Source organism: Enterococcus sp. HMSC061C05, from assembly GCF_001814765.1.
GTDB classification, from domain to species: Bacteria; Bacillota; Bacilli; order Lactobacillales; family Enterococcaceae; genus Enterococcus_B; species Enterococcus_B lactis.
The window spans coordinates 110119-126430 of record NZ_KV817744.1 but is presented as its reverse complement, the minus strand read 5'-3'; the positions used below and the strand labels follow the sequence as shown (position 1 = coordinate 126430).

At 39.3% G+C, this 16312-nt stretch carries 14 protein-coding genes; 11 read left to right on the top strand and 3 right to left on the bottom strand.

All coding sequences use genetic code 11. The features are described 5' to 3' along the window. Nucleotides 1-190: 190 nt before the first annotated feature. From HMPREF2988_RS07740 to copB, 11 genes are all read left to right on the top strand, one after another. Nucleotides 191-577: an iron-sulfur cluster biosynthesis family protein gene (locus tag HMPREF2988_RS07740; protein WP_002328482.1), complete on the top strand. Its 387-nt coding sequence runs from the start codon at nt 191-193 to the stop codon at nt 575-577. Between the two features lie 166 nt (nt 578-743). Continuing rightward, complete coding sequence (locus tag HMPREF2988_RS07735; protein ID WP_002291774.1) at nt 744-1418, top strand: SGNH/GDSL hydrolase family protein; 675 nt, start codon at nt 744-746, stop codon at nt 1416-1418. Further along, nucleotides 1415-1756 carry a GNAT family N-acetyltransferase gene (locus HMPREF2988_RS07730; protein ID WP_002316395.1) on the top strand — a complete coding sequence of 114 codons (342 nt, stop codon included), beginning with the start codon at nt 1415-1417 and terminating at the stop codon, nt 1754-1756. Before HMPREF2988_RS07735 ends, HMPREF2988_RS07730 begins: the two co-directional genes overlap by 4 nt. Before the next feature lie 29 nt (nt 1757-1785). Next, nucleotides 1786-2145 (top strand): YccF domain-containing protein, encoded by a 360-nt coding sequence (locus HMPREF2988_RS07725; protein WP_002291778.1) that lies wholly within the window; start codon nt 1786-1788, stop codon nt 2143-2145. Between the two features lie 203 nt (nt 2146-2348). Then, on the top strand, nt 2349-4430 hold the full coding sequence (locus tag HMPREF2988_RS07720) for a heavy metal translocating P-type ATPase (RefSeq protein WP_070770353.1): 2082 nt from the start codon (nt 2349-2351) through the stop codon (nt 4428-4430). Nucleotides 4431-4741: 311 nt separating this feature from the next. Then, on the top strand, nt 4742-6208 hold the full coding sequence (locus HMPREF2988_RS07715) for an APC family permease (protein ID WP_002291780.1): 1467 nt from the start codon (nt 4742-4744) through the stop codon (nt 6206-6208). Nucleotides 6209-6317: 109 nt separating this feature from the next. Then, on the top strand, nt 6318-6857 hold the full coding sequence (locus HMPREF2988_RS07710) for a P-loop NTPase family protein (RefSeq protein ID WP_070704245.1): 540 nt from the start codon (nt 6318-6320) through the stop codon (nt 6855-6857). Nucleotides 6858-6930: 73 nt separating this feature from the next. Then, nucleotides 6931-7371, top strand: a complete 441-nt coding sequence (locus HMPREF2988_RS07705) for a CopY/TcrY family copper transport repressor (protein ID WP_002291784.1) — start codon at nt 6931-6933, stop codon at nt 7369-7371. A gap of 12 nt (nt 7372-7383) precedes the next feature. Next, nucleotides 7384-7593, top strand: coding sequence for a copper chaperone CopZ (gene copZ, locus HMPREF2988_RS07700; RefSeq protein WP_002291786.1), 210 nt, complete (start codon nt 7384-7386; stop codon nt 7591-7593). After that, a complete protein-coding gene (locus HMPREF2988_RS07695) occupies nt 7593-9779 on the top strand; it encodes a heavy metal translocating P-type ATPase (RefSeq protein ID WP_010732212.1) in 2187 nt (728 codons plus the stop codon). The genes copZ and HMPREF2988_RS07695 overlap by 1 nt, the downstream gene beginning before the upstream one ends. A gap of 19 nt (nt 9780-9798) precedes the next feature. After that, entirely contained in the window at nt 9799-12009 is a 2211-nt protein-coding gene (copB, locus tag HMPREF2988_RS07690) for a copper/silver-translocating P-type ATPase CopB (RefSeq protein ID WP_070770352.1), read from the top strand. Between the two features lie 112 nt (nt 12010-12121). On the opposite strand, the gene HMPREF2988_RS07685 is transcribed toward copB, so the two are convergent. The 3 genes from HMPREF2988_RS07685 to HMPREF2988_RS07675 are packed head-to-tail and all read right to left on the bottom strand — an operon-like array spanning nt 12122 to nt 16304. Next, the gene (locus tag HMPREF2988_RS07685; protein ID WP_070770351.1) at nt 12122-14293 is read right to left on the bottom strand and encodes a DUF4129 domain-containing transglutaminase family protein; all 2172 of its coding nucleotides are present in this window, start codon (nt 14291-14293) and stop codon (nt 12122-12124) included. Beyond that, nucleotides 14283-15356 (bottom strand): DUF58 domain-containing protein, encoded by a 1074-nt coding sequence (locus HMPREF2988_RS07680; protein ID WP_070770350.1) that lies wholly within the window; start codon nt 15354-15356, stop codon nt 14283-14285. Before HMPREF2988_RS07680 ends, HMPREF2988_RS07685 begins: the two co-directional genes overlap by 11 nt. Nucleotides 15357-15359: 3 nt before the next feature. Beyond that, on the bottom strand, nt 15360-16304 hold the full coding sequence (locus HMPREF2988_RS07675; protein WP_070770349.1) for an AAA family ATPase: 945 nt from the start codon (nt 16302-16304) through the stop codon (nt 15360-15362). Nucleotides 16305-16312 lie beyond the last annotated feature (8 nt).

The following is a 16312-nucleotide window of genomic DNA, read 5'->3' as shown; positions in this document are numbered from 1 at the left end:
GAGGGTCAGCTGATTGAACACCGTTTATTCTAAAAAAGAACTGCGAACTCTCGCAGTTCTTTTTTTAAAATATGGGATAAAGGAAGTTTCCAGCAGACAAGAGAAGAGAGCAAAAGAAATTGCTATTTGATTCACAAGGTTCTATAATGAAATCGCGATCAATCAAACATATACAAAGAAGGCGATTCAAATGGAAATTCGATTTGATGATGCTTCTGCTGCTGAAATAAAGCAGTATCTAGCACCTGGAAACAAACTAATATTAACATTCGAAGATGGAGTAGGTCCGTATTCTCAGCATGCAATGATCCACATGCAAGTTCAATTCACCCTTGGAATCATCGGATCAGATATGTCGACAGAAAGTTATGACCAATCTATCCCAAGCAATCTAGGAGAGATATTAGTAAAGGGATATTCGTTGGCAGACTTAGATGAGCATATGAATATACGTTTTGATGCTTCTCGTCATATTTTGAGTTTGACGGGCGACAGTGGGCTGATTGACGGAAACTTAGGTCTGATCGATTTCACTGAATCAAACAACGAAGGAATCAAGAAAAATACGGCACGTTAAGAAAAAGCATAAAAAACTAGGCACTTGCTGAGTATTCATCCAATCGTTTGAAGAGACTAGGCGGGTGTCTTTTTTATACACCTATTTTCTCTTTCGTCTTGGTAGAGCTTATGGGATAATATAAGGAAGAAAATCGTCGTTTTATTCAAAAAGGAGTTTTTGACAAATGAAAACACGTGTGTTATTTATTGGTGACAGCATTACAGACGCAGGAAGAGACCGTTCAGAAGCAACGGATCTAGGTAAAGGGTATCCGCTTTTGATTGCCGGGAAACTAATCTCACAATATCCAACGATGGAATTTGAATGTATAAACCGTGGGATAGGAGGAGACAAAATTGCAGATCTGCAAGCACGCTGGCAAAAAGATTGTTTAGCTCTGCAACCTGATTATGTATCGATTTTGATTGGAATCAATGATACGTGGCATAATACTGGAGATCAAGCTATATTCGGCACTGAGAAATCTGTGCAGCAATTTGAATCCGTTTATCGAGAGTTACTAAATGAACTTCAAGCAGCTGGAATCTGCAATATCGTCTTAATGGAGCCTTTTGTACTTCCTGTGACAAATGATCGTTATGGGTGGCGCAAAGACTTAGACCCTAAGATCCAAACCGTTCGTAAACTCGCAAAAGAATATGGCACATTGCTGATTCCTTTAGATGGGATATTCAATGCTTTAGGAATCGCTTATGGTTTTTCGAAATATACAAAAGAAGATGGCGTGCATCCAACGATTGGCGGACACGAGATTATTGCACAAAGTTGGATAGATGCGATTTCCGCAGTTGATTTTTTTAGTGGAAATAAAAATGAACGAAAGAAAAGGGAGAAATGATGGAAATACGAAGGGCAGTAAAAGAAGATCTCCCTCAAATCAATCAGCTGATTACTGATCATCCAGAATCATTCGTAAAAGTAAAAACGGCAGCTGAACTACATGATAGGAATAAACTATTGATCGTTGCTGTAACAAAAGAAAACCGGATCATCGGTTTTGCGCAAGCAGATGAACAGCAATCAGAAGAACGGGTGGATCAGCGACCAGCAGGAAAACTAATCCAACACACATTAGTAACAAAAGAAAAAACGGAAGAAATCCAAAAAAGATTTGCGGAATACTTGATGCTGGAAGCTAAAAAACGAAAAATCAAATCGTTTTTTGTCCAGTTCTAATTAAAAACAGTAATAAAAGGAGAAATACAATGAGTTGTTTAGGAAATGTCATCTGGTTCATATTTGGCGGACTAATTGGGGGTCTTAGCTGGTTAGCAGCAGGGGTACTTTGGTGTATCACGATCATTGGTATCCCTATCGGTATGCAGTGTTTTAAAATCGCCTCCCTTTCTTTTGCGCCTTTTGGCAAAGAAGTAATTTACCACCAGTCCGGCATGTCATTGATTGTCAACATCATCTGGCTGATCGTTTCAGGTCTCCCAATTGCTCTTGGACATGTCGTCAGCGGCATCCTTCTATGTATCACGATTATAGGGATACCATTTGCAAAGCAATCTTTCAAACTTGCTCGATTGGCGTTGATGCCATTTGGTGCAGAGATTATATAAGTCAGGATGTTCTAAAAGAGTGTCCTAAACATGTTTTATGAACGAGAGAACTGGATGAAACACAACTATCACGTGTTTGATCTGGTTCTTTTTATGTTTTGAAAACTCATTTTTTCTTTCGGATACCTTGACATATGAATAACCATTCATTTATAATTAGTTATGAAGAGATATTCATATGTTAAAGCGAGGAGGTCATTAAAATGAAAAGTTACAGATTAGAAGGTTTAGACTGTGCGAACTGTGCGATGAAAATCGAAAAAGGAGTCCAACAAATCGATGGAGTCAAGGAAGCAACGGTAAATTTCACTTCTGGAAAACTAACGATTGACGTAGAGGAAGATCGATTAGCTACGGTTGAACAGGAAACAAAAAAAGTAGTGAGGGAATTAGAACCAGATGTCAAGGTAACAGAAATAGACAAGGAAAAAGTATCTGAACATGGAAATGAAAAAGAGAGAAACACGCTGATCCGGATTTTATTTTCACTTGTAGGTATCGCTGTCTTGCTATTATTTGATTTTAATGAACCAGTTCGTTTGATAGGGTATTTATTGATTTATCTGCTGATAGGATATGATGTAGTGAAAAAAGCGGTGATGAATATCGTCAAAGGACAAATCTTTGATGAAAATTTCCTCATGTCTGTTGCTACAATCGGCGCTATGTTGATCGGTGAATATCCAGAAGCCGTAGCAGTGATGCTATTTTATCAAATCGGCGAATATTTCCAAGGATTGGCAGTCAATCATTCAAGAAAATCGATTCGTGAATTGATGGCTATCCGTCCAGAAACAGCGCACATACAGACAGCAGAAGGATTGATGACCGTGAATCCTGAAGACGTGCGGATTGGTCAGTGTGTACTTGTTAAGCCTGGTGAACGTGTACCGTTAGATGGAACGATCATTGAAGGAGAATCATTAGTCGATACATCAGCACTTACAGGTGAATCCGTTCCTAAATCTGTATATGTTGGTGAAACAGTATTAAGTGGATTTATCAATAAAAATAAACCATTTTTAGTTCAAGTAGAAAAATCCTATGAAAATTCTACCATCAGTAAATTATTAGAATTAGTAGAAAATGCCAGCAGCAAAAAAGCACCAGCTGAAAATTTCATTACCAAATTCGCGCGATATTATACACCAGTCGTTGTAGGGCTGGCCGTCTTATTGGCTGTTTTACCTCCAATAGTTTCTGGAGCGGCGTTTTCTGAATGGATCTACCGTGCGTTGACGTTTTTAGTGATCTCATGTCCATGTGCATTAGTGATTTCCGTACCACTTAGTTTCTTTGGTGGGATCGGCGGAGCAAGTAAAATTGGTGTATTAATAAAAGGTTCAAATTATTTGGAATTGCTTGCACAAACTGAGACAGTGGTATTCGATAAAACTGGCACATTAACGAAAGGCGACTTTTCGATCCAGACGATCGATCCAACAGGAATTGATCCAAAGAAATTTATGCAATATGTTGCAAGTGCAGAACAGTTTTCTACACATCCGATTGCGCAATCCGTTTTAGAAGGTTACGAAGGTCCGCTTTTACCGGCAACAAATATCCAAGAATTTGTAGGTGAAGGGATCTTAGCTGAAGTTGACAGCAAACAAATATTAGTAGGTAATCACAAATTGATGGAAAGGTTTGAAACCTCTTTTCCTTCAAGTCAAGAAATCGGTACATTGCTTTATATAGCAATCAACCAAAGTTATAGTGGTTATCTTGTCATTGCGGATACCTTGAAAGAAGATGCTGTAGACGCATTGGTTCAACTAAAACAGGCTGGTGTCAAGCACACAGTCATGTTGACAGGTGATTCGAAAAAAATCGCTGATCATATCGGGAAGCAAGTTGGCGTGGACAAGATATACAGTGAACTACTCCCAGAAGATAAAGTACAGCGGTTAGAGGAAATCTTACAAAGAAGCAATAAAAAGACTTCCTTTGTCGGAGATGGAATCAACGATGCACCGGTGCTAGCAAGAGCAGATGTAGGGATTGCAATGGGTGGATTAGGAAGCGATGCTGCAATTGAAGCAGCAGATGTAGTCATCATGAACGATCAACCATCGAAGATTGCAGATGCGATCCGGTTAGCAAAGAAAACATTGAAGATCGTCAAGCAGAACATTGTTTTTGCTATTGGGATAAAAATATTGGTACTTGCCTTAGGTGCTTTTGGTTTTGCAACAATGGGAGATGCAGTATTTGCAGATGTCGGGGTAACAGTCCTAGCTGTTTTGAATGCCATGCGAAGCTTACATGTAAAAAATAAATATTGACCAGTAGAGAGGACGAATGAACGTCCTCTTTTTTTATACCTTTTTCTTAATAAAAGAATACAAAGAAAATGGCTAAGATTATAAAATAACTGATGTTTTTAATTTTGCAGAAAATTCAAAATTGCTTTAAATACAATAAAATCAATGAAATCAAAGAAAACAACTCCTTTTTTTTGATGGAAAAAATATGAAAAAATGATGTGTATTAAATAAAAGAATACACACATAAAATAACGCTGTCTTGTAAGTTTGTTAAAAATTGAATATGATTACATTTGGTTAACAAATTTTTATTATAAAGGAGAGAACGAATGAACAATAAACAATTACGCTGGTTCACTGTTGCGTTAATTGCATTCAACATGGTTTGGGGCATGGGGAATGTAGTTAATAACTATGCCCAGCAAGGAGTATCAGTTGTCACCTCTTGGCTATTGATTCTAGCCATTTATTTCATTCCATACGCATTGATCGTTGGACAATTAGGATCAGCCTTCAAGGATAGTAAAGGAGGCGTCAGTTCATGGGTCGAAAATACGACATCCAATAAACGGCTGGCATATTATGCTGCTTGGACTTACTGGGTCGTGCATATTCCTTATTTGGCACAAAAACCTCAAGCCATCCTGATTGCAGGGGGTTGGGCGGTCCAAGGAAACGGAAATATCGTAAATACGATGTCAGTCCAAATGGTAGCAGTTATTTCACTTATTATATTTCTTGCCTTTTTATATTTATCAACAAAAGGACTTTCTACGTTGAAAGTGATCGGCGGATTAGCCGGAACAGCGATGTTCGTTATGTCGATCCTATTTATTCTTTTAGCAGTAACGGCACCGTTCATCAACCCAACGATGGAATTTGCCACACCGCATATGAATCAAGTGAAAACATATATTCCAACCTTTGACTTCAGTTATTTCACAACCGTCTCTATGTTAGTGTTTGCAGTTGGAGGAGCGGAAAAAATATCCCCTTATGTCAACTCTACAAGAAACCCTGCAAAAGAATTTCCTAAAGGGATGATTTTCTTAGCAGCAATGGTAGGGATTTGTGCTGTATTAGGTTCAGTCGCAATGGGCATGCTGTTTGCTAGCGATAATATCCCTAAAGACTTGATGGCAAATGGGGCATACAGTGCTTTTCAAATTTTAGGTAATTACTATGGTATCGGTAACTCATTGATGATTATTTACGCATTGACAAATATGATCGGGCAAATCTCCGCATTAGCCTTTTCAATCGATGCACCGTTAAAAATCTTGTTAGCAGATGCAGATCCAGAATTCGTACCAAACTGGCTACGTAAACGTAGTCATAAAGGTACATTAGTAAACGGCTATCTTTTGACAGGTATCCTAGTAGGAATCATTATTTTGCTGCCAATCTTCGGTATCAAAGATATGAATGAATTAGTTAAATGGTTGACGAACTTGAACTCAGTTGTTATGCCAATGCGTTACCTATGGGTATTCTTGGCGTATATGATGTTGAATAAAGCTTATAAGAAATTCAATTCTGAATATAAATTTGTCAAAAATCCAAAAATCGGGTTTATCTTCGGTGCTTGGTGCTTTGCCTTCACTGCGTTCGCCTGTATCTTAGGAATGGTGCCAAAAGTAGATTATACTGCGGATCCTAAAGCATGGTGGTTCCAGCTATTCACGAATATCATCACACCAATCGTCTTGATCTTATTAGGCATGATCTTGCCGGCCATCGCTCGTCGAGACAAAAATAAAGAAATCACTGAGCCAGAAACTGTGGTTCAGCCTTAAAATAAAATTACTTCTTGCAAGAGTTGGCGTGTAGAGCCAACTCTTGTTTTTTTGTGGCGTTATAAATGGTATGATCGAACCAAATTCCAAAGAGAAGTGAGGGAGGAACATGAAGATCATCGTGATTGGACAAAGTGGGTCGGGAAAATCGACCCTCGCAAGGAAGATCAAAGAAATCACGGGCTTTCCGCTACTGCCGCTAGACCTTTTATGGCATACAACAGATTACAGTATTCAGGCAAAAAAGTGGTTTTTGCAAGAACAGCAATCGTTTATGGTATCTAATCCGTCATGGATCGTTGAAGGAAATTATACTTCTACGTTAGAAGAGAGAATCAAAGAAGCAGATAAAATCATTTGGCTTAAAGTGCCGCGTTATGTCGCCATCTACCGAGTAGTTTGGCGTTCTCTAAAAAGAAAGATAAACAAAAAATCACGGCCAGATATGCCTGAAGCATTTACAGAGAAACTAAATAGGGAATACGTAGAATTTTTATCTTTTATCTGGCATTTTGAAGAAAACAATGAACCGAAAATACAACAGCTGATCCAAGAAAACCATGCACGAAACAAACTGATCATCCTTAAAACAAGAGGGGAAAAACAAGAATTTTTAACTAAATTGAAAATAGAGAGCAAAAATAATTGACAGTTTTTGTTTACAAGTGTAATCTGTATTCATAAGTTATTGATTACATTTGTAAACGAAAGGTGTGAAATAAATGGAGAAAGTCAAAACGCCGGTAAAAATCAGCGATTCAGAATGGGAGATCATGCGAGTTATTTGGACACTTGGACAGACGACTGCTCAAGAAATCACGCAGATCTTAGCTGATTCAATGGATTGGAAACCAGCAACGATCAAAACTTTGTTGGGACGTTTGGTAAAAAAAGAAGTGATCTGGACAGAACAAGAAGGAAAAAAATTCATTTATCATCCAGCTGTCTCAGAGATGGAAACAGTTCGTAGTGCGACGGAAAATCTTTTTTCCCATATCTGTGCAAAAAGGATTGGAGAGACGATTGCGGATCTAGTAGAAGAAGCTACTTTGACTCAAGAAGATATCAATGAAATCTTGAAACAATTAGAACAAAAGCAACCAGTCGAAACAATCGAATGCAACTGTATCCCAGGTCAATGTGAATGTAAACAACATCAATAGGAGGAAGAAAAAATGAAACAACAATTTTCAATCGAAGGTATGAGCTGCAATCATTGTGTTGCAAGAGTCGAAGAAGCGGTAAGCGCACTTGACGGCGTACAGAAAGTAAAAGTGAACTTGAAAAAAGCAAACGGTACAGTCAAGTTTGATGAAACAAAAGTCCAATCCGAAAAGATCTGTCAAGCAATCAATGGATTGGGATATAAAGCAGAGGTGATTTGATGGCAGCAGCAGAAACCAAAATGGACACATTCGTCATTACAGGTATGACTTGTGCAAATTGTTCTGCTAGGATCGAAAAAGAGCTGAACGGACAACCTGGTGTTGTCAATGCCACAGTCAACTTGGCCACTGAAAAAGCAAGTGTCAAATATGAAGGGACGACCACTGAAAAATTAATCCAAAGTGTAGAGAATATCGGCTATGGTGCGATTTTGTACGATGAAGCCCATAAACAAAAAATTGCGGAAGAAAAGCAAGCATATTTGAAAAAAATGCTATTCGATCTTGTATTGAGTACGATTTTGACTTTGCCATTGATGCTGTCAATGATTGCCATGATGTTGGGGAGCCATGCGGCAATTGTTCACTTTTTTCATCTGCCAATCGTTCAGTTAGTTCTGTCTACACCTGTCCAATTTTATGTTGGTGCTCGTTTTTATAAAGGGGCGTATCATGCAATCAAGACGAAAGCACCAAATATGGATGTACTGGTAGCAATCGGAACATCAGCTGCTTTTGCATTGAGCATTTACAACGGATTTTTCCGTGGACATCCCCAAGATCTTTATTTTGAAAGCAGCAGTATGATCATCACGTTGATTTTGCTCGGCAAATATTTGGAACATACAGCAAAAACGAAAACAGGTAATGCAATCAAACAATTGATGTCTCTTCAAACAAAAACAGCTCAAGTAATAAGAAACGGTAAAGAAGAAACGTTAGCGATTGAAGAAGTCGTCGTTGGCGATCAGCTAGTCATCCGTCCTGGTGAGCAGATCCCAGCAGATGGTCGAATCATTTCAGGAAGTAGTGCGATCGATGAAAGTATGCTTACTGGCGAAAGTCTTCCTGTAGAAAAGAATCCAGATGACACACTCTTTGGCGGAACAATCAATACGAATGGTCTGCTTCATATGGCAGTCACACAAGTTGGTAAGCAGACAGTTTTAGCTCAAATCATCCAAATGGTGGAAGACGCTCAAGGAAGCAAAGCACCAATTCAAAAAATCGCGGATCGAATCTCAGGGATTTTTGTTCCGATCGTTTTAGTCATTGCATTCATCACGCTAGTGGCGACAGGATTGATCACGGGTGATTGGCAACTTGCATTGATCCATAGTGTCTCTGTATTAGTCATTGCGTGTCCATGTGCATTAGGTTTAGCAACTCCAACAGCTATCATGGTAGGAACGGGTGTTGGCGCACGAAACGGAATCTTAATTAAAGGCGGAGAAGCATTAGAAGCAGCTGCTCACTTAGACAGCATTGTTTTGGATAAAACTGGAACGATTACAGAAGGAAAGCCCAAAGTTACAGATCTAGTCGGTTCTAAAGAAGTCCTATCTATTTTTTATACTTTAGAACAAGCTTCTGAACATCCACTAGGTAAAGCAATCGTGGAATACGGAAAACTGCAAGAAGCAGCAACATACGATATGATTGATTTTACAGCTCATCCAGGTGCTGGAATCAGCGGTACGATTAACGGAGTACGCTATTTTGCGGGTACACGTAAACGATTAATTGAATTGAACCTATCATTTGATGAATACCAAGAACACGCGTTAGAATTAGAACAGCAGGGAAAAACAGTCATGTTTTTAGCTGATGAAAAGCAAGTGATCGGGCTGATTGCCGTGGCAGATCAAATCAAACAAGAAGCCAAACAAGCAATCAAGCAGTTACAGGATAAAGGATTAGATGTCTTTATGCTGACAGGAGACAACAAACTGGCAGCCGAAACGATCGGTAAACAAGTGGGTATTGATCCAATGCACATCTTTGCCGAAGTACTTCCAGAGGATAAAGCAGCCTATGTGGAAAAACTGCAGAAAGATGGCAAAAAAGTCGGTATGGCAGGCGATGGAATCAATGATGCGCCAGCTCTCGCATTAGCTGATGTTGGTATGGCAATGGGAAGTGGAACGGACATCGCGATGGAAACAGCAGATGTAACGCTGATGAATAGTAGTTTGGCGTCCATTGCTCAAACAATCGAGTTGTCTAGAATGACATTGAGAAAAATCAAACAAAATCTTTTCTGGGCTTTTGTCTATAATACGATTGGCATTCCTTTTGCTGCATTAGGCTTTTTGAATCCAATCATTGCAGGAGGAGCGATGGCGTTTAGTTCCGTCAGTGTATTGTTGAACTCCCTGAGCTTAAATCGGCACATGAAAAAGTAAGAGAAGGGATGGAGTAAAAATGAACGGGAACGATATGGAGAAAAAACAGGAGCATAAAAAAGAAGCAGGAAACAAAGAAAGTGCTCATTCAAACGAAAAACAGATGGAGATGAAGCATGACCATAGCCAGATGGACCATTCAATGCATATGGGACATAACCATGGAGATATAGCGGACAGCAAAGAAATGGACCATTCGATGCACATGGATCACGAACATGGCGGTATGGACCATTCGATGCACATGGATCACGAACATGGGGGTATGGATCATTCCATGCACATGGGGAATTTCAAACAAAAATTTTGGCTATCGCTTATCCTAGCTATCCCAATCATTCTTTTTTCACCTATGATGGGAATGGAATTTCCCTTCCAAATAACATTTCCTGGTTCGGATTGGCTCGTACTGATCTTAGCAACTATACTGTTTATCTATGGCGGACAGCCATTTTTAAGCGGAGCAAAAATGGAATTGAAACAAAAAAGTCCTGCTATGATGACGCTGATCGCGATGGGGATTACAGTTGCATATATTTATAGTGTCTATTCGTTTATCGCAAATCTGATCAATCCTCATACGCACGTCATGGATTTCTTCTGGGAATTAGCTACATTGATCGTCATTATGTTGCTAGGTCACTGGATCGAAATGAACGCTGTTTCGAATGCCAGCAATGCTTTACAAAAACTAGCAGAATTACTGCCAGAATCAGTGAAACGCTTGACGAAAGAAGGAAAAGAAGAGACAGTCTCACTAAAAGAAGTAAAGGAAGGCGATCATTTGATCGTCCGTTCCGGTGACAAAATGCCAACAGATGGTGTTATCTTGAAAGGTGAAACAATCGTTGATGAATCAGCTGTGACTGGCGAATCAAAAGGAATCAAAAAACGAGCCAATGACAAAGTAATCGGCGGTTCTATCAATGGGGATGGAACGATCGAAATCGAAGTAACTGGAACTGGTGAAAATGGGTATCTAGCGAAGGTTATGGAAATGGTGCGAAAAGCACAAGGAGAAAAATCCAAGCTAGAGTCATTATCAGACAAAGTGGCAAAATGGCTGTTTTATGTTGCCTTAATTGTCGGTATCTTGGCATTTATCGCATGGCTGTTCTTGACAGATCTTCCTAATGCATTGGAACGTATGGTCACTGTCTTTATCATCGCCTGTCCTCATGCTCTAGGTTTAGCTATCCCATTAGTTGTTGCTCGTTCCACATCGATCGCCGCTAAAAACGGATTGCTATTGAAAAACCGCAATGCACTGGAGCAAGCCAATGATCTAGATGTGATCATGTTGGACAAAACCGGGACACTGACAGAAGGAAAATTTACGGTAACGGGTGTCGAAGTTCTTGATGATGCGTTCAATAAAAATGAAATCCTTCAATATTTAGGAGCATTGGAAGCGAATGCCAATCATCCATTGGCTGTTGGCATTATGAATTATTTGAAAGAACATGAAATCAAGCCTTATCAAGCCGAAAATCTAAAAAATCTTTCAGGAGTTGGGCTAGAGGCAACAGTCAAAAACCAACAAGTGAAAATAGTTAATGAAAAAGAAGTTGAGCGTCTCGGATTAAACGTAGAACAAGCATTATTGAAACCTTACCAAGAACAAGGAAATACCATCAGCTTCCTGATTTTAGAAAATCATCTAGCTGCAATCGTTGCTTTAGGTGACGTAGTAAAAACAGAAGCAAAAGAGTTTATCCGAACATTGAAGGAAAGAAAAATCACTCCAGTCATGCTTACTGGCGACAATAAAAATGCTGCTCAAGCAGTAGCAGATTATTTAGGAATCGAAGAATATTACGGCGGTTTATTACCAGATGATAAAGAAGCTGTTGTCCAGAAATATCTTGACCAAGGGAAAAAAGTAATCATGGTGGGTGATGGGATCAATGATGCGCCAAGTTTAGCCCGTGCTTCTATTGGGATGGCAATAGGTGCAGGAACAGATATCGCGATCGATTCTGCGGATGTCGTCTTGACAAACAGCGATCCAAAAGATATTTTGCATTTCCTTGATTTAGCTAAGCAAACGCGAAAGAAAATGATCCAGAACCTCTGGTGGGGAGCAGGGTACAATATTCTCGCAATCCCACTAGCAGCCGGAATACTTGCACCAATTGGTATCCTATTAAGTCCAGCAGTTGGTGCTGTCTTGATGTCGTTAAGTACGGTAGTCGTAGCGCTGAATGCTTTGACATTGAAAATCAAATAATAATGAAAAAAGGTTGTGACAAAAAACGTGTCACAACCTTTTTTTACGAATAATCGATGCTCAATCAGCTGGTTCTCGGCATTCCAGAAGTAGATTCTCCAGGAATTTTATCTTATTTTTTGAAGCTGCTCCCTTTTGTCATAACCTTTTTGTATACCATTTTTCTTATTATATGCGTTAGTTCTAAATAGGTTTTTTTATCGAATTTTACCGGATTTGCTTGTCGCCCATATATTTCAGCTTCATATTGAGCAGTTAATCGAATGAAACGTTGATCTAGATTGAATGTTTGTTCTATTCGTTGGCTGTATGCCTGCAAAGATTCTGCGGGGGTGCGCGGTACCAGTGTTTCCAAATGGTGGAGAAGTTTTTGATACGCAACCGCATTAGTAGAAGCAAAAAAATGAAGATAGATAAGATAACTTGTCCAGCGCAGAGATTTTCTAAATAACAATAGAAAGAACAACAAGACGGATAAACACACCCCAAGGCTGAATAAGACGATTTTATAAGACGGTGTGAGTGTCGTGTTATCTGACGAAATAGTCGCAGGTCTCTCACTGGTAATAGTTTCTGCTATATTTTCGCTTTCTTTTGGTTGTTCTTCAGCAGATTGGACGGTTTCTGTTGTTTCAGCGGCTGGTTGTGAAACAGTTGGATTGGCAAATGAAGGGGTTGGTTCAAATGGAAGCCAGCCAAACCCAGGAAAGTACACCTCTGGCCAAGAATGAGCATGACTATTGAGAATGCTGTATTCCTCATTTCCTTGCTCATCTGTACCTGTTCTAATCCCATCCGTAAAACCTTTTGTCCACCGAGCAGGGATGCCTAGTGTGCGAAGAAGGACGACCATAGAAGTTGAAAAGTTGTCACAATAGCCGACTTTTGAATCGAAGAGGAAATAATCTACATAATCGCGTTCTTTAGGCGTATGTCCGGTATCCGTTTTGGAATAGCGAAAATTCCCGCTTGTTTTCAAATACTGTTCGACAGCTTCGACTTTACGAATTAAAGTTGCTTCATTTTTGGTCAATTCGATCGCCAAGTCCTCAATGCGTTGAGGCAACCCTTTCGGCAACTGAAGATTTGTCTGTTGATTTTCTAAATCATCGGCCGCTAACTGACTGCTTTTTAATTCTTCTCTCGTAAAAGCTAATCTTTCTGTTTGTAAGGACGCCAATCGCGTCGATTCATTCGGGACAGGGATGAATCGTTGGCTTTCAGGCAAATAGTAAAGCGTTTGTCCACTGGCTAATGAAAAATCAGTCAAGGCAGTATTTCCATATGGATAAGGTAAGAAAGCTTGGTTTTTTAGCGTCAATGTAATGTTTTCTTTTTCTTCCATAACTGTTTGGTAGCTTGTGATATCAACAGGAAATTCTTGGATTGGTTGGATGGGTGCATCCGGATCTTCTACCCATCCAGAACCGGTGTAATGATTCTTATTTTCTATCTTCCAATAGCCGTTTACTTTCTGGTTCGCTGTAAAAACAACTTCACCATTATCATACAATGGACCACCAAGTTGTTCATCATTTTCACTGAAACCCGTTCTGGCACTTCCGGTTAATTGGTACTCATGGAGTGTATCATAAAGCCCTTCATCATTAAGATATTCTCGGATCGGTTCACTCGTTTCCTCAAGAGATTGGTGTACTTTTGGGAGATATAAAGGCAAGATGGCGCTGAAAGTGAACAAACAAATAAGCAGGATCGTAGTAAACGACTGGAATCGAGCGTTTCCCGACAACAATCGGATGGCGAAAAATTGCCTTGCTGCCAAATATACGCATAAAACAGCTACTACCGCAATCATTTCGTACAATAGTTCTTTTTCCCGAAAAACGGTAAGCATCATGAAGTAAGCCATCAACGCAAGAAAGGGTGCATACCAATAGTCGTAATCCACGGTCAAAGTAATAAATAAATAGATCAACAACAATATGAGAAAAAAAGCTGTCTTTTCTGGTAAATAATGAAGTTTACCTTGGGATAGATGGAAGAATTCCTCTGTAACTGACGAAAAAAACTGTACGACCCATAATAAAGAAAATGTCTTTGAAGGAAAATAGGCAAACAAACAGCCAATCATTACTGGCAAAGAAAGCAGCAATCGTACCCATTTTTTAGAAATACAGCAGACAATAAGACATAGGATACCAATAGTTAGGATAAGAGGGGAGCTATTTTGCAATTGATTAGCTGCTACAAATATCGGAGCACCTACACTTAGTATCATAAAGGAGTAAACGCCGCGCAGCCATTTTTCCCATTTAATCGTCAATCCATTCACCTCCTGGCAATGAACATACCTTGTCTTTTTCTTGGATCATGATTTGTTTTTCTACGAAATAAACAAGATAGACTGTTCGATCTTTCGACAATGTTTCGACAGCTTCTGAGACTTTAGGAGAATGCGCAGGAATAAAGAGGACGATTTGTTTTTTTGCCTGTTTTTTCAAGTGTGCCAAAAAAGTTTTCTCATCTCCAGCGTTCAAAGAAGCAAAATAGGTATATCCAGGATCTTTGCCATGAAAGATACGGTCGCCTAATATCAGAAGTTCCGGCTGCTTTTCTTTTCTCAGATGCCATAAAGAAAAATACAAATCTAGCAGATGGTCAAATTTCAAGCTAGGTGAACCCCAAAAGCAAAGAAGCGGAGAATATTCTTCTTCTTGATACTCGTATTCGCGGTATAACCATTCTTGACTATGAGCAGACAATTTCCAATCAATTCGGTTAAAAGAATCGCCGGGGCGATAAGAGCGATGTTCTCGAAAATCAAGACCTTTTTGATACGCGTTCAGCTGTTGTTTTTTTTCCAGAACTCTTTGCAATGCTTCTGCTTGAGTCTTATGAAAAGCTGGAAGAACAGTCACAGGAAAAGAAAGCTCTCTTCTTGTCCTTTTTCTAAAAAGTCCTAGACTATCATAGGCTGTAAAAATGACGGTTAATGCTTCATGGAACCCTCTTTCTTTTGGTTGCCAAAGTACTTGGACTTCTTGCGGTTTATTTGTAAGGATCAATATTTCTTGTTTTTTTTCTGCAAAGATCTCTGGAAAGACGATCTGTAGACGAGGGAGAGGGAAAGAAAAAGCTCTCTTTTTGGCTATAGAAAAACTAATCTGTATACTTTTTTTACGATAAACGACTGGCTGGACTGTGCAAGTAACAGAGAGTTTCTTTAGAAAGGTGCTTAGTGAAAACACACTCCATGATACATAAAGAGTAAAAAAGGCCAATAAGAACCACCCTAAAGAATTGTTGAATACAAGAGCAAAAAAGACAATGACGAAATATATCAGAAATAACACAAAATTAATGAAATAATCTTTGGCTTTTTCCATTATCTACCTCACGGGAATTGGGATTTGTGCAACAAGGGCATGGATCATTTGTGTCTTTTCGTCTTCCTTCAATGAACGATCGTAAAAAATCAAGCGGTGAGAAAAAACGAAAGGAACTAACTCCTGCAAATCTTTGGGCGTGACGTAATTTCTCCCATGGATCAACGCATAGGCTTTTGCTGCCTGAATAAAGGCAAGGCTTCCTCGTGGACTGATACCAAGCTGGATAGCAGAGTGGGTTCTTGTTGCGGATACTAACTGCAAGGCATAAGATGCCACTTCTGGACTGACAAAGACATTCGCCACACTTGTTTTTATTTCTTCTATTTCATGACTGTTCAAGACGACCTTCAAATTATCCAACACTTTTTCAAATTTATCCAAAAGTAGCAGAAGTTCGTCGTCAAAAGAAGGATAACCAATTTGTAGTCGGAATAAAAAACGATCGAGCTGTGCTTCCGGCAAAGGATATGTTCCTTCATATTCGATTGGATTTTGTGTAGCTAAGACAAAAAAATGATTGTCTAGGGGGTATGTATTGTTGTCGATCGTTGCATGATTCTCTGCCATTGCTTCTAAAAGTGCTGACTGAGTGCGAGGAGTCGTACGATTGATTTCATCTGCTAACAAGATCGTTGTAAAGATTGGCCCCGGACGAAATTCAAACTCTTTTGATTGTGAGTTATAGACAGAAAAGCCTAAAATATCACTAGGAAGAAGATCGGGTGTGCATTGGACTCTGCTAAAGGTTCCTTGCACAGCCTTTGCTAGTGCTTTGACTAGTAATGTTTTACCTACACCGGGAATATCTTCGAACAAGACATGACCACCTGCTAGCAGGGCAACAATCATCAATTGGATAGTGGAACGTTTACCGATGACCGCTTTTTCTAATTCTTGTATCAACTGATCGATTTTTTGTTTGGATTCTTCGATTTTAGCTTCCATTTTCACAT